The organism is Stenotrophomonas sp. BR163, assembly GCF_047520985.2.
Lineage (GTDB): Bacteria > Pseudomonadota > Gammaproteobacteria > Xanthomonadales > Xanthomonadaceae > Stenotrophomonas > Stenotrophomonas sepilia.
In genome coordinates this window covers 34,193-56,693 of sequence record NZ_JAXBRE020000002.1, presented here as the reverse complement: position 1 = coordinate 56,693, position 22,501 = coordinate 34,193, and the positions used below count along the sequence as shown (strand labels likewise).

At 66.4% G+C, this 22,501-nt stretch carries 21 protein-coding genes; 10 read left to right on the top strand and 11 right to left on the bottom strand.

Annotation, left to right across the window (positions count from 1 at the left end):
- Window positions 1-525: TonB-dependent receptor domain-containing protein (locus ACM0PY_RS01605; protein WP_495493231.1), on the top strand; the 525-nt coding region annotated here is incomplete at its 5' end.
- Between the two features lie 85 nt (window positions 526-610).
- Here the strand turns inward: ACM0PY_RS01605 and ACM0PY_RS01600 are convergent.
- Both ACM0PY_RS01600 and ACM0PY_RS01595 read right to left on the bottom strand, forming a co-directional pair.
- Window positions 611-3,238 (bottom strand): TonB-dependent receptor, encoded by a 2,628-nt coding sequence (locus ACM0PY_RS01600; RefSeq protein WP_180885369.1) that lies wholly within the window; start codon window positions 3,236-3,238, stop codon window positions 611-613.
- Between the two features lie 233 nt (window positions 3,239-3,471).
- On the bottom strand, window positions 3,472-4,449 hold the full coding sequence (locus ACM0PY_RS01595; protein ID WP_180885367.1) for a zinc-binding dehydrogenase: 978 nt from the start codon (window positions 4,447-4,449) through the stop codon (window positions 3,472-3,474).
- A 431-nt stretch (window positions 4,450-4,880) separates the two neighbouring features.
- On the opposite strand from ACM0PY_RS01595, the gene ACM0PY_RS01590 reads away from it, so the two are divergent.
- The 4 genes from ACM0PY_RS01590 (at window position 4,881) to ACM0PY_RS01575 (ending at window position 9,187) form a co-directional block, all read left to right on the top strand.
- Window positions 4,881-7,244, top strand: a complete 2,364-nt coding sequence (locus ACM0PY_RS01590) for a ribonucleoside-diphosphate reductase subunit alpha (protein WP_180885365.1) — start codon at window positions 4,881-4,883, stop codon at window positions 7,242-7,244.
- Window positions 7,245-7,355: 111 nt separating this feature from the next.
- Window positions 7,356-8,396, top strand: a complete 1,041-nt coding sequence (locus ACM0PY_RS01585; RefSeq protein WP_061479853.1) for a ribonucleotide-diphosphate reductase subunit beta — start codon at window positions 7,356-7,358, stop codon at window positions 8,394-8,396.
- A gap of 25 nt (window positions 8,397-8,421) precedes the next feature.
- Window positions 8,422-8,889: a flavodoxin gene (locus ACM0PY_RS01580; RefSeq protein WP_180885363.1), complete on the top strand. Its 468-nt coding sequence runs from the start codon at window positions 8,422-8,424 to the stop codon at window positions 8,887-8,889.
- Window positions 8,861-9,187 carry a thioredoxin family protein gene (locus ACM0PY_RS01575; RefSeq protein WP_058982346.1) on the top strand — a complete coding sequence of 109 codons (327 nt, stop codon included), beginning with the start codon at window positions 8,861-8,863 and terminating at the stop codon, window positions 9,185-9,187. Before ACM0PY_RS01580 ends, ACM0PY_RS01575 begins: the two co-directional genes overlap by 29 nt.
- Before the next feature lie 118 nt (window positions 9,188-9,305).
- On the opposite strand, the gene ACM0PY_RS01570 is transcribed toward ACM0PY_RS01575, so the two are convergent.
- Entirely contained in the window at window positions 9,306-10,637 is a 1,332-nt protein-coding gene (locus tag ACM0PY_RS01570) for an Nramp family divalent metal transporter (protein WP_180885361.1), read from the bottom strand.
- A gap of 117 nt (window positions 10,638-10,754) precedes the next feature.
- On the opposite strand from ACM0PY_RS01570, the gene mntR reads away from it, so the two are divergent.
- Entirely contained in the window at window positions 10,755-11,219 is a 465-nt protein-coding gene (mntR, locus tag ACM0PY_RS01565) for a manganese-binding transcriptional regulator MntR (RefSeq protein WP_180885359.1), read from the top strand.
- 78 nt (window positions 11,220-11,297) lie between these two features.
- Here mntR and ACM0PY_RS01560 read toward each other — a convergent pair whose 3' ends face one another.
- The 3 genes from ACM0PY_RS01560 to fabR form a co-directional block, all read right to left on the bottom strand.
- The gene (locus ACM0PY_RS01560) at window positions 11,298-11,846 is read right to left on the bottom strand and encodes a thioredoxin-like domain-containing protein (protein WP_180885357.1); all 549 of its coding nucleotides are present in this window, start codon (window positions 11,844-11,846) and stop codon (window positions 11,298-11,300) included.
- Complete coding sequence (locus ACM0PY_RS01555; protein WP_180885355.1) at window positions 11,836-13,995, bottom strand: TonB-dependent receptor plug domain-containing protein; 2,160 nt, start codon at window positions 13,993-13,995, stop codon at window positions 11,836-11,838. The genes ACM0PY_RS01560 and ACM0PY_RS01555 overlap by 11 nt, the downstream gene beginning before the upstream one ends.
- A 277-nt stretch (window positions 13,996-14,272) precedes the next feature.
- Window positions 14,273-14,929, bottom strand: a complete 657-nt coding sequence (gene fabR / locus ACM0PY_RS01550) for an HTH-type transcriptional repressor FabR (protein ID WP_180885353.1) — start codon at window positions 14,927-14,929, stop codon at window positions 14,273-14,275.
- Window positions 14,930-15,021: 92 nt separating this feature from the next.
- Here fabR and ACM0PY_RS01545 point away from each other — a divergent pair, with 92 nt between their 5' ends.
- Window positions 15,022-16,092, top strand: a complete 1,071-nt coding sequence (locus ACM0PY_RS01545) for a ferredoxin reductase (protein WP_180885351.1) — start codon at window positions 15,022-15,024, stop codon at window positions 16,090-16,092.
- A gap of 11 nt (window positions 16,093-16,103) precedes the next feature.
- On the top strand, window positions 16,104-17,252 hold the full coding sequence (locus tag ACM0PY_RS01540; RefSeq protein WP_005416924.1) for a fatty acid desaturase family protein: 1,149 nt from the start codon (window positions 16,104-16,106) through the stop codon (window positions 17,250-17,252).
- 5 nt (window positions 17,253-17,257) lie between these two features.
- Here ACM0PY_RS01540 and ACM0PY_RS01535 read toward each other — a convergent pair whose 3' ends face one another.
- From ACM0PY_RS01535 to ACM0PY_RS01515, 5 genes are all read right to left on the bottom strand, one after another.
- A complete protein-coding gene (locus ACM0PY_RS01535) occupies window positions 17,258-17,593 on the bottom strand; it encodes a tetratricopeptide repeat protein (RefSeq protein WP_053498539.1) in 336 nt (111 codons plus the stop codon).
- Entirely contained in the window at window positions 17,590-18,168 is a 579-nt protein-coding gene (locus tag ACM0PY_RS01530; protein ID WP_180885349.1) for a flavin reductase family protein, read from the bottom strand. Before ACM0PY_RS01530 ends, ACM0PY_RS01535 begins: the two co-directional genes overlap by 4 nt.
- Window positions 18,165-18,794, bottom strand: a complete 630-nt coding sequence (locus ACM0PY_RS01525) for a superoxide dismutase (RefSeq protein WP_180885347.1) — start codon at window positions 18,792-18,794, stop codon at window positions 18,165-18,167. Before ACM0PY_RS01525 ends, ACM0PY_RS01530 begins: the two co-directional genes overlap by 4 nt.
- A gap of 181 nt (window positions 18,795-18,975) precedes the next feature.
- The gene (locus ACM0PY_RS01520) at window positions 18,976-20,496 is read right to left on the bottom strand and encodes a thioredoxin family protein (RefSeq protein WP_180886183.1); all 1,521 of its coding nucleotides are present in this window, start codon (window positions 20,494-20,496) and stop codon (window positions 18,976-18,978) included.
- Between the two features lie 96 nt (window positions 20,497-20,592).
- Window positions 20,593-21,042 carry a GNAT family N-acetyltransferase gene (locus ACM0PY_RS01515; protein WP_180886181.1) on the bottom strand — a complete coding sequence of 150 codons (450 nt, stop codon included), beginning with the start codon at window positions 21,040-21,042 and terminating at the stop codon, window positions 20,593-20,595.
- 66 nt (window positions 21,043-21,108) lie between these two features.
- Between ACM0PY_RS01515 and ACM0PY_RS01510 the strand changes: the two genes are divergently transcribed.
- Complete coding sequence (locus ACM0PY_RS01510) at window positions 21,109-22,044, top strand: TIGR03571 family LLM class oxidoreductase (RefSeq protein WP_180886179.1); 936 nt, start codon at window positions 21,109-21,111, stop codon at window positions 22,042-22,044.
- 125 nt (window positions 22,045-22,169) lie between these two features.
- Window positions 22,170-22,481 carry a DUF3817 domain-containing protein gene (locus ACM0PY_RS01505; protein ID WP_032129991.1) on the top strand — a complete coding sequence of 104 codons (312 nt, stop codon included), beginning with the start codon at window positions 22,170-22,172 and terminating at the stop codon, window positions 22,479-22,481.
- The last annotated feature ends 20 nt before the right edge of the window (window positions 22,482-22,501 follow it).

Here is a 22,501-nt window from a genome sequence, read left to right as displayed (position 1 = left end):
ATCACCAACCAGTACGCCAACCAGGGCGAACTGACCACCTCGGGGCTGGACCTGGACGCCAGCCGTACTTTCCGCACCGAGGGCTGGGGCAACTTCACCGTGGCCGGCAGCTGGACCCACCTGCTCAGCTTCAAGCAGCCGCTGGTGGCCGGCCAGGCACCGTATGACGGGGCCGGCAACAACCGCCACGGCGCGCTGCCGCGCACCCGCGGCACCACCTCACTGAACTGGGCGGCGGGCGACTGGAGCAGCACGCTGAGCCTGCAGTACGTAAGCGGCTACGACCAGCGCGTGGCGACGGCGACCAGCAACCCGGGGCTGCGTGACCGCGTCAAGCCCTATCACCAGCTGGACTTGTATGTGGCGTACGAAGGGATTCCCAACACCACGCTGTCGCTGTCGGCGCTGAACCTGACGGACAAGGATCCACCGTTCGATCCGGCTGGCGGTTCCAACGGCTTCGACATCAGCCAGTACAACCTGCGCGGACAGTTCGTCTCGCTGGGTGCGCGCTACCGGTTCTGATAGGCCAGCTGTAGAGCCGAGCCCATGCTCGGCTTCCTGTTGCCGAAGAGCAGCCGAGCATGGCCTCGGCTCTACAGCTGGCCTATCAGAACCGGTAGCGCGCACCCAGCGAGACGAACTGTCCGCGCAGGTTGTACTGGCTGATGTCGAAGCCGTTGGAACCGCCAGCCGGATCGAACGGTGGATCCTTGTCCGTCAGGTTCAGCGCCGACAGCGACAGCGTGGTGTTGGGAATCCCTTCGTACGCCACATACAAGTCCAGCTGGTGATAGGGCTTGACGCGGTCACGCAGCCCCGGGTTGCTGGTCGCCGTCGCCACGCGCTGGTCGTAGCCGCTTACGTACTGCAGGCTCAGCGTGCTGCTCCAGTCGCCCGCCGCCCAGTTCAGTGAGGTGGTGCCGCGGGTGCGCGGCAGCGCGCCGTGGCGGTTGTTGCCGGCCCCGTCATACGGTGCCTGGCCGGCCACCAGCGGCTGCTTGAAGCTGAGCAGGTGGGTCCAGCTGCCGGCCACGGTGAAGTTGCCCCAGCCCTCGGTGCGGAAAGTACGGCTGGCGTCCAGGTCCAGCCCCGAGGTGGTCAGTTCGCCCTGGTTGGCGTACTGGTTGGTGATGAACTGGATGCGTCCCTGCGCATCACGCTGCACGCGGCCGGGGAACAGCGTCGGGTTGTCGACGATGAACTGCGCGCTGTCCGGCTTGACCAGGTTGTCCTGCTCGATGCGGTACCCGTCCAGGCCGATGCTGGTATCGCCATCCGGCGACCACACCGCGCCCACGTTGAAGTTGCGCGAGCGTTCGGCCTTCAGGTCCGGGTTGCCGGTGCGGATGTTGGTCACGCCGCGGCTGCCGCCGGGCTGCAGCGGATCCAGCGGATCGATCACCGAGCCGTAGCTGACGGTCTGGCCCGGCGCGATCTCCGGCAGCGACGGTGCGCGGAAACCGCGCGAGAACGAGCCGCGCAGCAGCAGGCTGTCCAGCGGCTGCCAGCGCAGCGCCACCTTCGGCGAGAACGCCTTGCCGAAGTCGTCATAGTGATCGCCTCGGCCGGCCACCTGCAGCTCCAACGTGCGGTGCAGTGGCACGCTCAGTTCGGCATAGGCGGCACTGACCTGGCGCTCGCCGTTGACCACGTTGATGGCCGGGCGCAGTTCGGTGCCCGACAGCACCTGCGCGCTGGTGCGCGCGTCCAGCGATTCCTTGCGGAACTCCGCACCCCAGGCAAAGCCGACCGTACCGGCGGGCATCTCCCACAGCGAGGTCGAGGCCTTCACGTTCAACGAATGCAGCTTGTACCAGCCCGGACGCTTGGTCTGCAGGCGCAGTGCATCCAGTGCCCCCGGCGTGCTGGACGGGTTGAGGAAGTTGTAGCTGCCATCGCGCAGGATCTGTTCGAACGCGTAGCGGTTGACGAAATTGTCGACGTACTCGCGCTGCGCACTCTGCGAGGTCAGCGCCGCGACTTCCCAGTCCCAGCGTTCACCGCTGCCGCGCACGCCGGCCAGTGCACGGTAGAACACCTGGGTGTTGTCCTTCAGGCGCGGGCCGAGATCGAAGAAGGTGTACTCGAACGGCAGCGGCGTGCTGCCCGGGTTGTTCGGGTGGCCGACCGGCAGCACCGCCGGCACGTCGATCAGGGTGCCGGTGGCCGGTTTATACGCGCGCAGGCCCGGGCCGACGGTCAGCGGCGCGCTGAAGATCTGGTCGGCCTTGTTGTGGCTGTACAGCACGTCGGCGAACGCTTCGACGCTGTCATTGAAGCGGTAGGTTGCACTCAACGAGGCCTGCAGGCGCTCGGCGCCGGGCTGCAGGGTCTTGAACGGCTGCGCATTGAAGGCGCAGGCCTGGCCGGGCAGGGTACTGCCGAAGTCGCTGTACGGGCGCAGCTGGCTGCCGTCGGGGCAGTTGGCGAACGGCTGAGGTGCGCGTGGGTTGGACAGCCAGTTGCCACCGGCGGTGGACCAGCCGGCCAGGCGTCCGCCGGGCTTGTCGCGGAAATCGCCGCTGCGGGTATAGGCGCGCTGGTCGGCGTCGAGGCGATCACGCTTGAGCAGGTCCAAGCCCAACAGCACGTTCCAGCCCTGCTGTTCGAGGTCGCCGAAGCCGGCCAGCAGGTTCGCCCTGCGTTCGTTCAGGCCGCCCTGAGTGGCGGTACCGAAGCCGCCACCCACTTCTACACCCTGGAAGTTCCTGCGCAGGATGATGTTGATGACGCCGGCGATGGCATCGGAGCCATACACCGCCGAGGCGCCGTCCTTGAGCACTTCGATGCGCTCGACCGCGCTGATCGGCAGCGCGTTGAGGTCGACGAACGTGTCCTGGGTATTGAGTGCGAAGCCGAAGTTGGACATGCGGTAGCCGTTGACCAGCACCAGCGTGTTCTTCGGCGACAGGCCACGCAGGCCGATCGATGCAGAGCCGGCGGCGAAGCTGCCGGTGTACTGCTCATCGAAACTGTTGCCGGCATTGGCCGACAGGTTGCGCAGCACGTCGGTAAGGGTGGAGCGGCCGGTCTGCTCGATCTGTTCGCGGCTGACGATCTGCACTGGGTTCGGCCCGGCGGTATCACTGCGCTTGATGTTGGAGCCGGTCACCAGCACGGTGCCGAGAGTGGTGCTGTCTTTGCCGGTATCGGCCGATTCAGCGGCGCCGGCAGCGCCGGCGGTGAGGCTCAGTGCAATGGCGCCGGCTAGCAGGTTCAGGGTGGTGCGGTACATGGAAGCGACAACGCCAAACGGGGGAGGAGCCGTCAGTACCGCACGCAGGTACATGCGCCTTCCAATGACGAAAGCGCATTCAGTTATACAGCACAGGCTCTTAATGAACGGAGCGAGGAGTGCGGAGCATTTGGTCCGCACGCTCCTGTAGAGCCGAGCCTACGCTCGGCTGCGCACACTGACCGGAAAGCAGCCGAGCATGGCTCGGCTCTACAGAAGGCAATGCCAGCCCATCACGGCCGCAGCAGCACCTTGCCGTTACGGCCCGAACCGGCGCCCGCCTTCGCCGCTTGGGCGATATCGTCCAGCGCGAAGATCTGCTCCACCGGCAGCGTCAGCTCGCCGCCAGCAGCACGCTTCAGCAACTCGCCAACCAGCCGGCGCTTGTCCTCCACCGCCATCGCCTGGCTGACCTTGCTGCCCCAGAAGCCCTTAACCGTGGCCTCCTTGTAGATCAGTCCGCCGGCAGGAATGTGCATCGGTTCGCCACTCATCACACCGAACGACACCAGCGTGCCGTGGTGGCCGAGCAGGTCGACCAGATCGCCACTGGCGTCGCCGCCGATGGAATCCACCGCGGCCGCCGCCTGTGCTTCGCCAGTGGCTGCGCGCACGCGTTCCTTCCACCCGTCCAACGAGGTGTCGAATACATGATCGATGCCGAGCGCCTGCAACTGCGCTACGGCGGCGGCGTTGCGCACCAGGTTGGCCACATGCACGCCACGCGCCTTTGCCAGCATTGCCAGCGACTTGCCGACCGCGCCGTTGGCGGTGTTCTGCACGATCCACTGGCCCGGCTCGACGTGCAGGAACTCCAGCAGCATCAGCGCGCTCAGCGGCATGGCGATCAGCTGTGCGGCCATCTCGTCCGGGATCGCCTCCGGCATCGGAATCACCATGCGTGCCGGTGCAATGAACGCTTCGGCCCAGGTACCGTGCACCGAGGCGGCGGCGACGCGCTGGCCGATCTGCAGGCCGTCGACACCATCGCCGAGTGCATCGACCACGCCCAGTGCCTCACTGCCACCGATCGCCGGCAGTGTCGGCTTGTACCCGTATAGGCCACGCACGGTCAGCAGGTCGTGGTTGTGGATCGAGGCCAGCACGGTGCGGATGCGCACCTCGCCGGGACCGGGCTCGGGCAGGGCGGCATCGGCAATGGCGAGGACGTCGGCCGGGTTGCCGAAGGAGGAGTACTGGGCAGCGCGCATGGGCGGTGTTCCGGGTAAAGTGGATGTTGTACCGAACTGGGGACGCAGGGCATGTCGACAAGGCGTCGCTGCTGCAACACGGCATCCTGCGACTGATCGTCGCGGCATGTCGTGATTACCGCATCTTGTGTTGACGGTTCGAGTCATCCCCACTATGTTGTGGCCGTCACTCCCGGTCAGCCGCCGCCGCCGGACATGCAGCAAACGTCCCACGGCCCGCCCCTGAAGGCTTGCCGTGTCGACGCGGCCGCCACCGTGCGGACGCAGGTCGCCCCCACGGCCCGGATACCGGCCGCAGGCGCAGGCAGATGCCGACGACCTCCGTTCCCGCACCCTGGCAATCCACCCGTTTGCCCCGTGCGCCGGTATCGCGTCCAGGGCCGCCATGGCATCGACCGCCAAAGCGCGTGCGAGCCTGGAGTTTTACCACCATGACCGACAGTACCTTCCGCGCGGCCGATCTGGCCGGCGCCGGCGATGCTTTGCGCGCTGGTGGCGAGCGCGTGCCGACCTGGATCACCAAGGAGGCCGGCAACCGCCGCCTGCCGTTCGACGCCGAGCGCCTGCAACGCAGCATCGATGCCGTGCATGCCGAGTTCCCGCAGCTGGATGTGAGCGACTACCGCCGCGTGGTGCAGGCAATGGTCGAGCGCAAGCCCAGCCTCAGTGCCGATGATCTGGTCGACCTGTTGATCCGCGAGGCCGAATCGCGGGTGGACCTGGTCGCGCCGGAATGGGAACAGTTTGCTGCGCGCATCTACCTGCGGCGCCTGTACAAGCGTGCCAGCCGCAACCGCTTCTACGATGTCAGCCTGAAATACGGCTCCTACGTGGGCCTGCAGGAAAGCCTGGCTGACCGCGGCATCTACAGCAACGACATCCTGCGCTGCTATTCGAAGGAAGAGCTGCAGCAGGCCGGCGAGATGATCGACCCGGAGCGCGACCGCCTGTTCGCCTACAACGGCCTGTACCTGCTGGCCACGCGCTATCTGGCCAGCGACCGCAGCCGCGAGGTCTATGAGCTGCCGCAGGAGCGCTGGCTGACCATTGCGCTGTACCTGATGCAGGAGGAAAAGCCGCGCGAACGCCGCATGCAGCTGGTCGGCGAGGCGTACTGGGCGCTGTCCAACCTGTACATGACGGTGGCTACGCCGACCCTGGCCAACGCCGGCAAGGTGGGCGGCCAGCTGTCCAGCTGCTTCATCGACACGGTGGACGACAGCCTGCAGGGCATCTATGACTCCAACACCGATATCGCCCGCGTGTCCAAGCATGGCGGCGGCGTCGGTGCCTACCTGGGGTACGTGCGCAGCAGCGGTGCGCCGATCCGGGGCGTGCCCAACTCTTCCGGCGGCGTGGTGCCGTGGATCAAGCAGCTCAACAACACGGCGGTGTCGGTTGATCAGCTTGGCCAGCGCAAGGGCGCGGTGGCGGTGTACCTGGACATCTGGCATCGCGACATCGAAGCCTTCATGGACCTGCGCCTCAACAACGGTGACCAGCGCCTGCGCGCGCACGATGTGTTCACCTCGGTGTGCGTGCCCGACCTGTTCATGGAAGCGGTCGAACGCCGCGCCGACTGGTACCTGTTCGACCCGCACGAGGTGAAGCAGGCCAAGGGCTGGTACCTGCAGGACTTCTACGATGAGAAGCGCGGTTCGGGCAGCTTCCGCGACCGCTATGCCGAGCTGGTGGCCGATGAGCGCATCAGCCGCCGAACGGTGAAGGCCATCGATCTGTTCAAGCGGATCATGCTCAGCCAGCTGGAGACCGGCAACCCGTTCCTGTTCTACCGCGACGAGGTCAATCGCAGGAACCCGAACAAGCACGCGGGCATGATCTATTCCAGCAACCTGTGCACCGAGATCCTGCAGAACATGAGCCCGACGCGGATGATCCAGGAGATCGTCAGCGGCGACCAGATCGTCACCACGCGCCGTGCCGGTGACTTCGTGGTCTGCAACCTGTCCTCGATCAACCTCGGCCGGGCGATCAGTGCACCTGATGACCTGCTGGCCACCGATGTGCTGGAGCGCCTGATCCCGATCCAGGTGCGCATGCTCGACAACGTGATCGACCTCAACGCGTTGCCGGTGCCGCAGGCCACGATCACCAACCACAAGTACCGTGCCATCGGCCTGGGCACGTTCGGTTGGCACCACCTGCTGGCGCAGCAGGCGATCCAGTGGGAATCTCCGGATGCCGAAGCATTGGCCGACCGTCTCTACGAACGCATCAACTTCCTGACCATCCAGGCCAGCGCGCAACTGGCGCGGGAGAAGGGCAGCTACCCCATGTTCGCCGGCAGCGATTGGCACAACGGACGCTACTTCCGTGACCGGGGCTACAGCGGCGCGGCCTGGGACAGCCTGGCCCGCGAAGTCGCCACGCATGGCCTGCGCAACGGTTGGCTGCTTGCAGTTGCGCCGAACATGAGCACCGCGCAGATTGCAGGCTCCACGGCCTCCATCGACCCGATCTACAGCGCGTTCTACTACGAGGAAAAGAAGGACTTCCGGCGGCCGGTGGCGGCGCCGGGCCTGTCGCTGGAGACCTGGCCGTACTACGAGAAGGGCGCCTACAAGGTCGACCAGTTCGCCAGCGTGCGCCAGAACGCGCGCCGCCAGCGCCATGTCGACCAGTCGATCAGTTTCAACCTGTACGTGCCCAGCACCATCCGTGCGAGCACGCTGCTGGAGCTGCACCTGAGCGCCTGGCGCGAAGGCCTGAAGACCACCTACTACGTGCGCTCCAACGACATCGACATCAGCGAATGCGAGTGGTGCTCAAGCTGACCGCTGCGACCGCTGTAGAGCCGAGCCCCGCGCTCGGCTCAGACGCGAAGAGCAGCCGAGCGCGGGCTCGGCTCTACATCCGCAACGCACGCAACACGAAGGTAGACGACCATGGCAACCCCCCTCGATCGCATCAAGATACTCGAACCACGCCATCCCAACCGCAGCACCGGCATCATCAACGGCCAGACCAGCGGCATCCTCAACTGGAACGATATCCCGTACCCGTCGTTCTATCGGGCCTACAAGGAACTGTCGACCAACTTCTGGATTCCCGACGAAGTGGACATGAAGCTGGATGCGCGCCAGTACGGTGAGCTGTCCGGGCGCGAGAAGAACGCTTACGACTCGATCATCGGCCTGCTGGCCACGCTGGATTCGCCGCAGACGCGCTTCATCTACAACGTGGCCGAGTACATCACTGATCCGGCCGCGCATGCCAACGCGGCGATCATCGGCCAGCAGGAAGTGATCCATAACGAGAGCTACAGCTACGTACTGGCCTCGATCACCGACCTGCCGAACCAGAACCGCATCTTCGAGATCGCCCGCACCCACCCAACCATCATCAAGCGCAATGCCCCGATCATGGGCGCGTATGACGACTTCATGCGCGAGAAGACCGCCGAGACCCTGCTCAAGTCGCTGATCCAGTCCTCGATCCTGGAAGGCATCAACTTCTATTCCGGTTTCGCCTACTTCTACAACATGGTGCGGCAGAACCGCATGAACGGCACCGGCAAGATCATCAGCTTCATCAATCGCGACGAGCTGGCCCATACCAAGTTCATCAGCGAGCTGATCCGCGCCATCATCGGTGAAAACCCCGAGCTGCAGACCAATGAGTTGACCGCCTATGTGCACCAGTCATTCGAACATGCCATCGAGCTTGAGACGCAGTGGTCGTCGGAGGTGCTGGATGGCATCGATGGCATCGACGTGGACGAGATGGTGCGCTACGTGAAGTACCGCGCCAACAAGATGGCCGGCATGCTCGGGATCGAGCGCCTGTACAGCGACACCACCGACAACGTGATGCCGTGGATCAAGGCCTACGCCGACAACTTCACCGAGACCAAGACCGACTTCTTCGAGATGCGCAATGCAAGTTACAAGAAGACCAACGTCGACAACGGCTTCGACGATCTCTGAGTCCGGCGCCGCGCTGAGCATCCTGATGGTGGTCGCCTCCTTGAGCGGCAACACCCGTGAGCTCGGCCGGCAGATCGCCGAGCGCTGCCGCGCGGCAGGTCATGCGGTGCACTGGCAGGAGGCCGATGACCTGCGGCAGGCGCCGCCGCTGGCTGCAGACGAGGCCGACCTGGTGCTGCTGGGCTGCTGGACCGACAACGCCGGGCGCACGCCAGCGGAGATGAAGGCGTGGGTGGCCGGCATTGCCGAGCGCGGTCAGCAGCCACGCCAGCTGGCGGTGTTCGGTACCGGCGAAACGCAGTGGGGGCAGGAGTACTACTGTGGCGCCGTGCACCGGCTGATCCGCTATTTCCGCAGCGACTACCCGCCGCTGGAGATCGAACAGATGCCGCATGGCGAGCGTCATGCTGAAGCCGTCGACGCCTGGACCGATGCGGTCCTGGCCCACTACTGGAGCAACCACGATGCAGATCATCGACGCCACCACGCCTGAGCAGTTCCAGCAGCTGCTGGCCGAGCACCCGCGGGTGCTGGTGGATTTCCACAAGGACCACTGCCCGGGATGCCGGATGCTAGAGATGTCGCTGCACCGGGTGGCCAACAGCGTCGCGGGGCAGGGCACCACGTTGCTGCGCGTGCAGCTGGAGGTGCTGGGTGAGGCGTTCTTCAGGGAGCTGGGGCTGCGGCAGACGCCGACGCTGTCTCTGTTCCGTGACGGCGACGAACGCACGCGCCTGGCCGGGTTCCAGTCGCCGCAGCAGATCGAAGCCGCGATCGCGTTGCATTTGTAGAGCCGAGCCCATGCTCGGCTGCCGTTCGCGCGGTGAGCGATGAGTCGGGCATGGCTCGACTCTACAAGGGCATCCACGCATGGCGTGGATCTACCGGGGCAGGGTCCGTGGTTTGGCGTCAGGCTCCGCTGAAGGTATCCACCAGCAGCTTCACGTTCAGCACCACAATCACCAGCGCGATCACCCAAGCGATCGCGCCCAGCCAGCGCGGGGCCACCAGCGCGCCCATCGTCACCTTGTCGGTCACGATCCGTACCAGCGGGATGATCGCGAATGGCAGCTGCATCGACAGCACCACCTGGCTCAGCACCAGCAGCTTCACCGCGCCCTGGTCGCCGAACAGCAGGATCACCACCACCACCGGAATGATCGCCAGCGCACGTGTGATCAGCCGTCGCAGCCACGGCGGCATTCGCAGGTGCAGGAAGCCTTCCATCACGATCTGGCCGGCCAGCGTCGCGGTGACTGTCGAATTCAGGCCCGACGCCAGCAACGCGATCGCAAACAACGTCGCCGCCGCGCCCAAGCCCAGCATCGGCGCCAGCAGCTGGTGCGCCTGCTCGATGTCTTCCACGTCGAATCGGCCATTGGCATGGAACACGGCCGCCGCCAGGATCAGGATGCTGGCGTTGATGAACAATGCGAGCGTCAACGCAAGGGTGCTGTCGGTGACCGCCCAGCGCAGTGCGCTGCGGCGGCCTTCATCCGTGCGCGGGTAGGCGCGGGTCTGCACGATGGACGAATGCAGGTACAGGTTATGCGGCATCACCGTGGCACCGATGATGCCGATCGCAATGTACAGCGCGTTCGGATCGGTCACCACCTGTGCGCGCGGAATGAATCCGCCCAGCACCGCCATCACTGGCGGGGCAGCCATCGCGATCTGCACCACGAAGCAGGCGAAGATCACCATCAGCAGCGCGATCACGAACGCTTCTAGCGCACGGAAGCCGCGGTTCATCAGCAGCAGAACCAGCAGCGTATCCAGCGCAGTGATCACCGCGCCCCAGAGCAGTGGCAGGTCGAACAGCAGCTTCAGCGCGATCGCGGTGCCGATCACTTCGGCCAGGTCGCAGGCGATGATCGCCGCCTCGCACAGCGCCCAAAGTGCCAGGTTCACCGGCTTCGGGTAGCGGGCGCGGCAGGCCTGCGCGAGGTCCATGCCGGTGGCGATGCCAAGCCGTGCCGACAGCGCCTGCAGGATCACCGCCATCAGGTTGGAAATGAGGATGACCGACAGCAGCAGGTAACCAAAGCGCGAACCGCCGGCGAGGTCGGTTGCCCAGTTGCCCGGGTCCATGTAGCCGACCGAGATCATGTAGCCCGGGCCGAGGAAGGCCAGCAGGCGGAACCACCAGTGACCCTTGTCGGGTACCGCCACCGAGGCGTTGAGCGCGCCCAGGCTGGCCGGAGTGGAGGCCGAAGGGTCGCGGGGCGCCAGGGAGTTCATGGGGCTGAATATAGCTTCTGCTATAGTCATTAGCAACGTGAAACAATCGTCTTTATCGCGTTACTGGTCCAGAATTCAGGTTCAACACCGGATCACCCCGAAAGGACAGGCGCAGGCGTGGGCAATACCGACGATTCGACATCGCTGAAGAGCACCCCTCTGATCGAGGCCGAGCGCCAGGTCGAGAGCTTCCGTCAAGTGCGCGAGGCGCACCGGATGGAGCTGGTGGAGGACTATGTCGAGCTGATCTCGGACTTGCTGGCCGACGGCGGCGAGGCCCGCCAGGTCGACATCGCGACGCGTCTGGGCGTGGCCCAGCCCACCGTGGCGAAGATGCTGCGGCGCCTGGCCCGCGATGGCTGGGTGGTGCAGCGACCGTACCGCGGCGTGTTCCTGACCCCGGAAGGCGAGGCGCTGGCCCATGCCAGCCGCCAGCGCCACCAGACCGTGGAGCGTTTCCTGCTGGCGCTGGGGGTGGATGCAGATACCGCGCGACGCGATGCCGAGGGCATCGAGCATCACGTGAGCGAGCAGACGCTGGCTCTGTTCGAGGCATTCGTGCGCAGGGCCGAGGGCGGCTGAGCCACGTTTCCTGTAGAGCCGAGCCATGCTCGGCTGCTGTTCGCGCGATGACAGGGAGCATCCACGCATGGCGTGGATCTACAATCCAGGCGGGCAGCGCGCCTGCTGCTGCGCGCACGCCCGTTTCGTCCATTCCTTCAACACCGGCTGCAGGCCTTGGTAACGCCGGCCTTGCCAGCCATTGGCCAGCACGGTCCCATCCGCATCGATCAGCACCAGGTTCGGTGGTGCCAATCCGGCCAATGCCTGCAGTGCCGGCATGCGCGCGGCGCGGCGCGGGTCCAGTACCGGCCACGGCATCTCCTGCGCGTGCATGTAGCGGCGCAATGCAGCCTCGCTCTCATCCAGACTGACGTACACCACTTCGGTATCGGCGCCGGCTTGGCGCAGGGCATCACGCACGCTGCGCAGCGTGGGTACGAAGGCATGGCACGGTGCACACCAGTCGGCGCCGAAGTACAGCGCCACCAGTTTCGGCGGCGACGACCACTGCATCGGCCGTAGCGATCGCTGCTCCGGCCGCATCAGCGAGGCGGAAACCTGCGCGTGCAGGTCCGCAGCCATCGCCGGTGCGGCCAGCAGCATGGCACAGGCCAGCAACAACGCTCGCAGGGCTTCAGAACGCATAGCGCAGGTTGACGTACCACGAACGTGCAAAGCGCGGCCCGTAGACATAGTCGCTGTCACGCAGCGCGCCCATTTCCAGATCTTTCTGGCGCTGGTCGAATACGTTCTTGACGCCCGCAGCTACCGACACTTCCTGCTGCGCCTGCGTGCCCAGATGCCGGTGCCAGCGCGCACCAAGGTCGGTGACCAGGAACGAGCGTGTGCGGTGCAGCTCGCCCAGCCGGTTGTTCAGCACCGACATCGGCCCGGTATGGCGCAGCGCGACGAAGGTTTCCCACGGTTCGGCCGGCATCCAGCTGAGCTGCGCCAGGCCGGTCCAGCGCGGTGTCTTCAGGTAATCGCGGCTTTCGATCACGGTGTCGCCACCGTCGCCACTGTCGTCGAAGATGCGCTGCGGTTCGCGGAAGCGCGAGCGGTACCACGAGGCACCGGCGGTCAGGCGCCATTGCGGCGACGGTTGCCAGCCGAGGTTGGTTTCCGCCCCCAGCACGTTGGAGCCGGATGCGTTGTAGCGCAGCTGGCTCAGTTGTCCGTCATCGCCGCGCTGGATCTCGCCCAGCGCGAAGGTGTCGCGGATGCGTGCATAGGAGGCGGTAGCATCCCAGCTCCACACTGGATTGGCCGGGTCCGAGCGCCAGTCGAAGCCGAACAGGGTGGTCAACGCGCGCTCTTCCTTCAGGCCATCGGTGTTGCGCACGCGCACCTGCTCGCCACCCAGCGTATCGACGTGCACGTCCTCGACGAAGATCTCCGGCGCACGGAAGCCGGTGGCGATGCCGGCGCGCCATTTCAGGTTGGGCGTGGCCTGCCAGGCCAGGGCGATGCGCGGCGAGAACACCGCGCTGTCCAGTTCCGAGCTCTTGTCCACGCGTGCGCCCAGTACCAGGTCGACGTTGTCACGCAGGCTCCATTCGTCCTGGATGAAGGCGCCCAGGTTGTGGAAGGTTGCATCTTCCAGCACCGCCAGGCGCTGCCCGTCACCGGTCCGGTTGCCGTCGCGCAGCGCCTCGTGCTTGTACTGCACACCGAAGGCCAGCGCGTGCGCGCCCAGCCGCCAGTTCAACTGGCTGTCGATGTAGTGCAGCGGGTTGTGGGTGCGGCCGTATTGGCGCCACGAACGCGAGGCCGCGCTGCCGGCCACGTTGGGATCCAGCTGCGACGGGTCATAGCCGGGTGCAGACGGATCGGTAACCACGTCGCCAAGACCACCGTAGAAACTGTCGCGGTCGATGTCGGCGAAGGCGTAGGCCAGGCGGAAATCGACGTCGGCATTGATTTCCTGATCCCACGACACGCTGCCGCGCCGGTATTTCGTATCCAGCGATTCGGCGATGTTGGCCAGGTATTCGGGCTGATCCAGTCGATTGCCGCCACGCCGGGTTTCATCGGTCACCTGCAGGTCCAGGCGCAGCCGCGTGCCCGGCGTGGGCGCGTACCAGGCCTGCAGCCCGCCGACCTTGAGGTTCTTGCGGGTGATCTCGGTGTAGCCGTCACCGTTGTAGTCGATGCCGCTGTTCCAGTTGCGCTGGGCAATCACTGAAAGCCCGGCGTCGGCATCTTTCGCCACCAGGTCCAGGCGCACGTCGGCATTCTTCTGCGGTGTGCCCTTCAGGACATCCACGCCGGCTTGCACATGGCCGCCGCTGCGCGGCGGCAGCGGCGGAATCAGGTTGATCACACCGGCCACCGCACCCGGGCCGTACAGCGCCGAGCCGCCGCCCTTGACCACTTCGATGCGGTCGACGAACCCGGCCGGGATCTGTTCCAGGCCGTACACGCTGCCCAGCGTGGACAACAGCGGGATGCCATCGAACAACAGCTGGTTGTAGGCACCGGGCAGGCCCAGCAGCTGCACTTCGCTGGTGTTGCAGTTCTGGCAGTTGCTTTCCACGCGTAGGCCGTTGATCAGCTCGGCGGCGCGCGAGAAGTCGGTGGCCGCGCGCAGCGCGATGTCTTCCTTGCGCAGCACTTCGGTGCGGATCGGGACATCGGATAGCAGGCGTTCGCTGCGGGTGGCGGTGCTGACCTTGACCTGCACGCGGTCCAGCTCGGTGGGCTTCGAGGTGGCGGCCAGTGCAGGCAGCGGCATCGTCAGGGCAATGGCGGCGGCCAGGGGCAACCGTCGGAAGCGGTGGGGCATAAAGCGCATGAGGGCGTCGTCCTTGTGGGAAGAAAGGCGGCGAGGGCGACCTGGCTGACGCATATGAAAGCAATGACTTATTAATATAGCAAATGCTATATAACGAAGCTGCAGCAATCTCGGGTGGAGCGCCGGCCGAGTCAGATCATGCAAGCGTTATAACATTACATCTGACAGCGACCACCCTGCCGGTGGTCATATGCGGAAGATGGAGTAGTCGTGGGGGTAGTGGGGACGGGGTCAGAGCCGCTTCCCTTGTAAAGGGATCCGCTCGAGGAGCGGATCGTCAGCCGCGGCGGAACGCAGCGGGCGTGCGGGCGCCGACGATGATCATGCGGATCATCGTGGAGATCTGTTCGACCAGCTCCGGATCCTTCTCCGGCGGCAGGTCCATGGCGGTGGCGCCCATCGCGAACACCAGCCGGGTGATGGCCTTGGCCACCAGTTCCGGAGCGTGCAGCACCGCGCCATCCAGTGCGGCCAGGCGCACCAGGTCGTGCTGCAGCTCTTCCTCGAAATAATGCAGCTCGCGTTCGACTGCGTGCTTGAAGTCGTCCGAGCCGACCGCGCCTTCGCGCAACAGCACATGCAGCAGCTTGTCGTCGGCGCGCAGCTGTTCCATGAAGGTCTCCACCGAGACCCGCACCACGCTGGTGGCGGTGGAGGTGGCACGCTGGCGCGCCTGGCCGATGATGGTGCGCAGCGAGCGGCCGGCCGCGTCGATCAGCGCTACGGCCAGTTCGTCCATGTCGCGGAACTGCCGGTAGAAGCTGTTCGGCGCGATGCCGGCCTCGCGTGCCACTTCGCGCAGGCTGAGCGTGGACAGGCTGCGGTGCGGCCCGATCAGTTTCAGGGCGGCGGCCAGCAGATCCTCGCGGCTCACCGTACGGCGGGCCGGGCTGTTGGCATCTTCAGGCGTCGACAAGACGGTGGCGGCGGCCATGGCGGTTCCGGTGGGGCGAGGCTGAATCATACCCAATTCGGTTCAATATACACATGTATACACAGGTGTATGTGCGCCCGTATAGTGCGCCTATGAGCGCTGTCGTCCGTCCATCCCTGTTCTCTCCGTACCGCTGGGTCTCGCCGTCGCTGTTCGATTTCTGGGCGGGCCAGCTCAATCCCCTGTGGACCCTGCGTGAGCCGGTGGCCCGCCTGGTCCGGCGCGAGCCGGCCGGCGAGGGCGCGGCGACCCTGGTCCTGCGCACCAACCGGCACTGGGCCGGCATGCGCGCGGGCCAGCACGTCACCCTGGGCGTGGAGATCGAAGGACGCCTGTGGCAGCGCAGCTACAGCCCCACTGCGCTGGGACCGCGCGAACTGGCGATTACCGTCAAGGCGGTCGAGGGCGGCCGAGTCAGCCAGCATCTGGTCAGCCATGCGCAGCCGGGCGAGCTGTTCCGCCTGGAGGCTGCGTTCGGAGAATTCCAGCTGCCGGCCGCGGCTCCGGTATTGCTGCTGGCGGCCGGTAGTGGCATCACGCCGATGCGCAGCCTGCTGCGCGAAGCCTGCCAGCGCCCGCTGGCCGCGCCGGTGGACCTGTTCTACTGGGAGCGCAGTGCCGCCCAGCTGCAGTTCCGCGATGAGCTGCAGGCACTGGCCGCGCGCCAGCCGAACCTGCGTGTGCACCTGCTGACCACCCGCGAAGGCGATGTGCCTGCCGCACGCATCGATTCCCACGATCTGCGGGTGGCCGGCGATGACACCCCGTTGGCGCAGCGCCACGTGCTGGCCTGTGGCCCGGATGGATTCGTTGCCGCTGCGCGCGAACGCCTGGCGCACCAGGTTGCGGGTTTCCAGGCGGAAGCGTTCACTCCGCCGGCGCCGTTGCGTGATGCCAGCAGCGAAGGCGAAGTGTCGCTGACCCTTGCCCGCAGTGGCCGCCAGCTCAGCGTGCCGCGCGGCCGCTCGTTGCTGGAAAGCCTCGAAGCCCATGGCATCAAGCCCAAGCATGGCTGCCGCATGGGCATCTGCAACACCTGCAGCTGTGACCGCGTCAGTGGCGCCACCCGCCACCTGCGCACCGGCGACCTGCAGTCCGAATCGGCACAGCCGGTACGGATCTGCGTGAGCGCACCGACCACCGACCTGACCCTGGATCTCTGAGGACGCCTGCCATGACCCGCGCCACCGACCGTGCCCTGAGTACTGCCGAGATGCATGCCTTCGGCGAGGAACTCGACGCGATCCGCGACCGTGTGATCGGCAGCCTCGGCGCCTCCGATACCCGCTACATCCGCCGCGTGGCCGCCGCCGTGCGCTGGTTCGGCGTGGGTGGCCGTGGCCTGCTGTTCCTGGCGGCGTTTTCGCCGCTGTTCTGGATGCCGCTGCTGTGGCCGGCCGCGATCACCGGCACGCTGCTGCTGGCGCTGTCGAAGATCCTGGAGAACATGGAGCTGGGCCACAACGTGATGCACGGCCAGTTCGACTGGACCGGTGATCCCAAGCTCAATGGCAACACTTACGAGTGGGACATCGTTGCCACCGCCGACAACTGGCGCAAGACCCACAATTTCCGCCACCACACCTACACCAATGTGCGTGGCATGGACGATGACATCGGCTACGGCCTGCTGCGCATCTTCCCGGAACAGCGCTGGAAGCCGTTCTACCTGCTGCAGCCGATCATCGCGCCGATCTTCGCACTGCTGTTCCAGTGGGGCGTGGCCGCGCAGGACCTTCGCCTTGGCCGCTGGCTGAAGGGCCGCATGAGTGCCCGTGCGATGTGGCTGCAGACCCGCCCGGTGGCGCGCAAGATGCTGCGCCAGGTGCTGAAGGACTACGTGTTCTTCCCGCTGCTGGCGGGTCCGTTCTTCCTCACCGTGATGCTGGGCAACCTGGTTGCCAACGGCCTGCGCAACATCTGGACCTACGTGATCATCTTCTGCGGGCATTTCACCGCCGAATCGGAAACCTTCCCCAAAGAGTGCCTGCGCAATGAGTCGCGCGGCCACTGGTACCTGCGCCAGCTGCGCGGTTCGTCCAACATCAGCGGTGGCTTCCTGATCAACGTGCTGTCGGGCAACCTCAGCCACCAGATCGAGCACCATTTCTACCCGGATCTGCCGGCCAATCGCTATGCGGCCATCGCCAAGGAAGTGAAGGACATCTGCCGCCGCTACGGCCAGCACTACAACAACGGCTCGCTGCCGCGCCAGTTCGGCCAGGTGGTCTGGCGCATCCTGCGCCACGCATTCCCGAGCAAGCCGCGCCGCCTGCCGATGCCGGACATCATGTCCGCACCGGCATCGGCCAACGCGGGCTGATCGACTCAGCCCGCCTTCGCCAGGGCCGCCTGCTCGCGGTCCAGGCGTCGCAGGAACACCTGCATTTCCTTGCGTGCCTGCTGGTCGCCCTTGCTGCCGGCCACGCTCAAGCCCCGCTGCCATGCCTCACGGGCCGCCTGTGGCTGACCACTGGCCAGCCAGGCTTTGCCCAGCAGCTTCCAGGCTGCCGAGTACTGCGGATCAAGCACCACGCAGCGGCCCAGGTGGGTTGCCGCGCGTACCGGGTTGCCGGCATCCAGCCAGCCCTTGCCCAGGCCGAAGCGCAGCAGTGCGCCGTCCTTGCCTGCGGCAAGCATGCATTCCAGAGCTTCGATGTTCATCCGCGCACCTCCACCAGCAGTTCGGCCGGGCCGGGCTGGAAGCGGCCGCGATGGAACAGCAGTGGCGCGCCGCCGTTCTCGTGCACTTCGATGATGCGGCCGGCCAGCAGCAGGTGATCGCCCACCGGCCACTGCGCGTGGCGGGTACAGGTGAGATGGGCGACCGCACCGGTGATGCGGGGCGGAGCGTCCTCGTCGTCATCCAGCAATGCCAGGCCGTCGAAGCGGTTGCGGACCTGTGGATCGGCGAAGCGCCGGGCCAGTGCTTCCTGGTCGGCCGCCAGCACGCTGAGCGCAAAGCGTGTGGCACGCTGGAAGATGGACAGGCTCTGTGCGTGCAACGCCAGGTTCCACAGCACCAACGGCGGCTGCAGTGAGACCGGTACGAACGAGTTGATGGTCAGGCCGACCGGCTTGCCCTGTGCATCGCGCGCGCAGACGATGGCCACGCCGGTCGGGAAATGGCCGAGCAGCCGCCGCAGGGCACGCGGCGGCATCTCGACCGATGGCACCGGGGCCGGCGCGGGGAACACTCCTGCCCACGGCCCGGCGTAGGGCAGTGTCTCGCCGCTCATGAGGCCCTGGCCTGGCGATAGCGCCGGCCGACCTCGGCCCAGTTGATGATGTTGAAGAAGGCGCCGATGTAGTCCGGGCGGCGGTTCTGGTAGTGCAGGTAGTAGGCGTGTTCCCAGACATCCAGTGCCAGGATCGGGGTGTTGCCGGACAGGCCGACGGCTGCACCCATCAGCGGGCTGTCCTGGTTGGCGCTGCTTTCCACCTGCAGGCGACCATCGCGATCGCGGGTCAGCCAGGCCCAGCCGCTGCCGAAGCGGGTCTGCGCGGCCTTGCTGAACGCATCCTTGAAGGCATCGAAGCCGCCAAGGTCACGGTCGATGGCGGCGGCCAGTTCATCATCGGGTGCACCACCGTTGGGGCTGAGCACGGTCCAGAACAGGCTGTGGTTGGCGTGGCCGCCGCCGTTGTTGCGCACCGCGCCACGCTGCGCCTCGGGCACGGCATCGAGGTTGGCGATCAGCGCCTCGACCGGTTGCTCGGCGATGCCGGCCTGCTCGATGGCGGCATTGAGGTTGTTGACGTAGGTCTGGTGGTGCTTGCTGTGGTGGATCTCCATCGTGCGCGCATCGAAGTGCGGCTCGAGGGCGTCATAGGCGTAGGGGAGCGGGGGAAGCGAGTACGACATCGAAGCAATCTCCGTGGGGAAGGCCAGGGGGCTGGCCGTGGGGAGATCGTTATCGCACCTCAACATTGGTTGAGGTCAAGGGCAGAAGCGATGGACATCGAGGCATGGTAGTGCCGGCCGCTGGCCGGCAACCCGACCCGCCCTGAATGCCGGCCAGCGGCCGGCACTACCTTTCACTACCTCAACTCAACCAGTCCTTGCACGCGCCATCTACCTGATCGCCGCACGCTTGCTGCATCCTCTGCTGCAGCCGCGCCAGTGTCTCGGCACCCTGGTGCTTGCCGCTCCACGCCTTCAGCTGCCCGGCCAGGCGCTCGAAACGCTGGCGGGTGCGCTGGTGGTAACCCGACGGCTGCGCCTCCAGTTCGGCGATCAGCGAGGCGGTGGCCTGCTCGATGCGCGGCGCGTCGTTCGGCGCCAGCTTCAGCAACCCCTCCACGTACAGCACGCCCCATTGCACGCGGGTGGCCGGGCCCTCCGTACCGTCGTAGGCACGCTTCAACCACTCCAGCGCCCCGGCGGTATCGCCGCGCTGCTCGGCCAGTTCGGCCAACTCGGGCATGTAGTAGTACGGCTGTTCGCTACGCTTCAGTTCGGCCAACAACAGTGCCTCGGCACCCGCGTCGTCACCGACCTCGCGCAATGCGTACGCCGCGCTGCTGATCGTTGCCTGGCGCGCATGCGCATCGGTGGCGGCTGCATCGGCAGCGGCCACGCGCTGCTTGACCCGGTCGACCAGGGCCGCGGGCAGTGCGCCCTTCGGTTGTTGCTGGCGGGCAAGCGATACTTCGATCAGCGCCCGCGACAATGCGTCGTCGGCGCGGTCGCCGCGCTCGGCATCTGCGCGTTCCAGCGCGACCAGCAGCTGCTGGCCCAGCGTGTTGCGGGTGGCCGGCCCAGTACTGGCCTGCGTGACCAGCTGTGCGCCTGCATAGCCCAGCAACTCACGGTTGCGGCGGACTTCGGCCGGCTGCGCCAGCACGGCCTGCAGCAGCTCGCGTACTTCGGTGGGCGAGGCATCGGGCTTGTCCGCTGATGCCAAGGCCAGCAAGGCGAAGCGGCGCTGCAGGGCGGCATCCGGTGCCGACCTGGACAGCTGGCGTAACACGTCCTGACTCTTGCGCTCGCCGGCCAGGCGGTTGGCGTCGACTTCCCAGCCGTAGTCGCCCAGCACCTGCCAGTCTTCGGCGGCCAGTCTGTCCGGCGTGGTCAGGGCTGTGGCCAGGGTGGCGGCGATTGCGCTACGGCGCCCGGCGGCGACGGTCAATGCCCGGGTCAGTTCGGCGGCGTCGTTGCCACCGGCCACGCGGGTAAGTTCATTGCGCTGTGGGTCCAGTACGATCAGGGTCGGGTAGCCGCGCACCCCGAAGCGTTCGCCCCAGGCCTGCGCACCTTCCTCGTCGCCATCCAGGTAGACCGGCACGAACTTGCCGGTCAACGCGATGAAGGCCGGGTCCTTGAACAGGCCGGCCTTGAGCTGGTTGCACGGCGGGCACCAGACCGCGCCCCAGTACAGCAGCACCGGCTTGCCGCTGTCTGCGGCTTCGGCGAAGGCATCATCGACGTCACCCTGGCGCCACGCGATTCCCTTGGCCGGCGCAGGTGCCTCGGCGGAGTTGGCGGTGGAAACCGGGGCCGGGGTGCAGGCGCTCAGCGCCGAAGCCAGCAGCAACACGGAAAGCGCGACGCGCATCGGCGGCATCTCGAAGGGGGACAGTCCATTGTAGGAATGGCCGGGGAGTGTGCTGATTCAGTTTGCTTATATCGGCTGGGCAGCTGGGCATGACACCCGCTGCCTTCAGGCGGCCGCCCGCACCATCTGCTGGTAGACCAGTCCGTTGAACTCGCCGGCCTCACCGTCAATCACGAAGCCATAGCGCAGATAGGTCGGCACGGCATTGAGCGATGCGCGCACGGTCAGGACCGGCTCGCGTACCTGCGGCAGCACCGCCTCGAACAGGGCATGGCCGATGCCCTGTCCCTGGCAGGCGGGATCGACGAACAGCATCGCCAGGTGGCGGCCGTCCTTCAGCTCGACCACGCCGACGATACGGCCGTCCTGCTCGGCCACCAGGATATGGTTGTCGCCGCCGAGGCGTTCACCGAACGCATCGGCGGCGGCGACATTGCCGAACGTGGCGATGCCGGCTGCGCTGAGCGAGGGCGCCACCGCCGCAGTGAACGCGGCCAGGCACACCGCGCTGATCGCGGGCAGGTCATCGACGCGGGCAGGGCGGATGTTCGGCATGCAGTGTTCTTCCCGTGGCGGGCTGCGCGTCATCGCTGCCCCGTGCCTGCACGCTAAGCTGCAGGCATGAGTGATTTCAATCCCGCGTACGCTGCGTTGTTTCCAGGGCAGGGCTTGAGCCTGGGCCTGATGACGCCGGTGGCGTCGCAGGGGCTGGCCGATCCGCATGAGGCGCGGCGCATCGCGCGGTTGGCCGACGAACTCGGCTTTGCCGCGTTGTGGGCGCGCGACGTGCCGTTGATGGTGCCGCAGGGTCCGGACGCGGTAGCGAGCGCGCTGGATGAACCGTTCCTGTGGCTGGGCATGCTGGCCGCTGCGACCGAGCGTATCGTGATCGGCAGCGCGGCCATCGTGCTGCCATTGCGGCAGCCGCTGCAGGTGGCGAAGTCGGCCCTGAGCCTGGACCGGATCAGCGGCGGACGCTTCGTGCTGGGGCTGGGTTCGGGTGATCGCCCGGAAGAATTCGCTGCGTTCGGCGAGGATCTGGAGGGCAGGGCGGCAACGTTCCGTGAGCGCTGGTCGCTGCTGCGCGCGGCGCTGTCACCGGCGGCCGATGAGCGGACCGCCGTACTGCAGGCGACCGGTGGCTTCGATGTGCTGCCGGCGCCGGCAACGCGCATTCCGATGCTGGTGGTGGGTACTGCGCGGCAGAGCCTGCAGTGGATCGCGCGTGAGGCCGAAGGCTGGGCCACCTATCACCGCGAAGAGGCCGCGCAGGAAGGGCGCATCGGCCTGTGGCAGCAGGCGCTGGCGCAGCGCGGCGGACCAGGCAAGCCGTTCGTGCAGTCGATGCTGCTGGACCTGCAGGCCGATCCGCAGGCGCCAGCCGAGTCGCTGCCGCTGGGCCTGAAGGTCGGCCGCGATGGCCTGCGTGACTATCTGCTGCGCGTGCATGCGCAGGGCGTGGCGCACGTGATGCTCAACCTCGTCGACAACGGGCGGCTGATGGACGCGGTGCTGCGTGAGATCGGGGAGCAGGTTCTGCCGCATTTGCTCCGGTAGGTGTCCACCTTGATGGACACGCTCCAGCAGTCGAGCACGGCTCGACTCTACATGGGGTTCGCATCTGCGTATCATTCGCATTTGATACCCCGATGCCGGATCCCCACGTGACCCAACCTTCCCCCATGCACCCGACCGGACGCCTGTTCGCCGCGGTCGCTTTTATCGAGGCCGTGACCTGGGCCGGCCTGCTCATCGGCATGTGGATGAAGTACGGCCCGATGGCCAACGTGGCGCTGGTGAAGCTGTTCGGGCCGCTGCACGGCGTGGCCTTCCTGGTCTATGTGGCAGTCACCCTGTTTGCTGCCGTGCGCCTGCGCTGGCCGTGGTGGGCCAGTGCCCTGGCCCTGCTGGCAGCCATCCCGCCGCTGGTGACGCTGCCGTTGGAGTGGTGGTTCAAGCGCCGTGGCCTGCTCGGCCTGCGTGCAATGCGCTGAACCCACTGTTGCGGGCCCAT

What these genes read in the sequence shown, in the direction of transcription:
- ACM0PY_RS01600 (WP_180885369.1), bottom strand. Translation starts at nt 3,238, where the DNA reads ATGTACCGCACCACCCTGAACCTGCTAGCCGGCGCCATTGCACTGAGC.
- ACM0PY_RS01595 (WP_180885367.1), bottom strand. Translation starts at nt 4,449, where the DNA reads ATGCGCGCTGCCCAGTACTCCTCCTTCGGCAACCCGGCCGACGTCCTC.
- ACM0PY_RS01590 (WP_180885365.1), top strand. Translation starts at nt 4,881, where the DNA reads ATGACCGACAGTACCTTCCGCGCGGCCGATCTGGCCGGCGCCGGCGAT.
- ACM0PY_RS01585 (WP_061479853.1), top strand. Translation starts at nt 7,356, where the DNA reads ATGGCAACCCCCCTCGATCGCATCAAGATACTCGAACCACGCCATCCC.
- ACM0PY_RS01580 (WP_180885363.1), top strand. Translation starts at nt 8,422, where the DNA reads ATGGTGGTCGCCTCCTTGAGCGGCAACACCCGTGAGCTCGGCCGGCAG.
- ACM0PY_RS01575 (WP_058982346.1), top strand. Translation starts at nt 8,861, where the DNA reads ATGCAGATCATCGACGCCACCACGCCTGAGCAGTTCCAGCAGCTGCTG.
- ACM0PY_RS01570 (WP_180885361.1), bottom strand. Translation starts at nt 10,637, where the DNA reads ATGAACTCCCTGGCGCCCCGCGACCCTTCGGCCTCCACTCCGGCCAGC.
- ACM0PY_RS01560 (WP_180885357.1), bottom strand. Translation starts at nt 11,846, where the DNA reads ATGCGTTCTGAAGCCCTGCGAGCGTTGTTGCTGGCCTGTGCCATGCTG.
- ACM0PY_RS01555 (WP_180885355.1), bottom strand. Translation starts at nt 13,995, where the DNA reads ATGCGCTTTATGCCCCACCGCTTCCGACGGTTGCCCCTGGCCGCCGCC.
- fabR (WP_180885353.1), bottom strand. Translation starts at nt 14,929, where the DNA reads ATGGCCGCCGCCACCGTCTTGTCGACGCCTGAAGATGCCAACAGCCCG.
- ACM0PY_RS01545 (WP_180885351.1), top strand. Translation starts at nt 15,022, where the DNA reads ATGAGCGCTGTCGTCCGTCCATCCCTGTTCTCTCCGTACCGCTGGGTC.
- ACM0PY_RS01540 (WP_005416924.1), top strand. Translation starts at nt 16,104, where the DNA reads ATGACCCGCGCCACCGACCGTGCCCTGAGTACTGCCGAGATGCATGCC.
- ACM0PY_RS01535 (WP_053498539.1), bottom strand. Translation starts at nt 17,593, where the DNA reads ATGAACATCGAAGCTCTGGAATGCATGCTTGCCGCAGGCAAGGACGGC.
- ACM0PY_RS01530 (WP_180885349.1), bottom strand. Translation starts at nt 18,168, where the DNA reads ATGAGCGGCGAGACACTGCCCTACGCCGGGCCGTGGGCAGGAGTGTTC.
- ACM0PY_RS01525 (WP_180885347.1), bottom strand. Translation starts at nt 18,794, where the DNA reads ATGTCGTACTCGCTTCCCCCGCTCCCCTACGCCTATGACGCCCTCGAG.
- ACM0PY_RS01520 (WP_180886183.1), bottom strand. Translation starts at nt 20,496, where the DNA reads ATGCCGCCGATGCGCGTCGCGCTTTCCGTGTTGCTGCTGGCTTCGGCG.
- ACM0PY_RS01515 (WP_180886181.1), bottom strand. Translation starts at nt 21,042, where the DNA reads ATGCCGAACATCCGCCCTGCCCGCGTCGATGACCTGCCCGCGATCAGC.
- ACM0PY_RS01510 (WP_180886179.1), top strand. Translation starts at nt 21,109, where the DNA reads ATGAGTGATTTCAATCCCGCGTACGCTGCGTTGTTTCCAGGGCAGGGC.
- ACM0PY_RS01505 (WP_032129991.1), top strand. Translation starts at nt 22,170, where the DNA reads ATGCACCCGACCGGACGCCTGTTCGCCGCGGTCGCTTTTATCGAGGCC.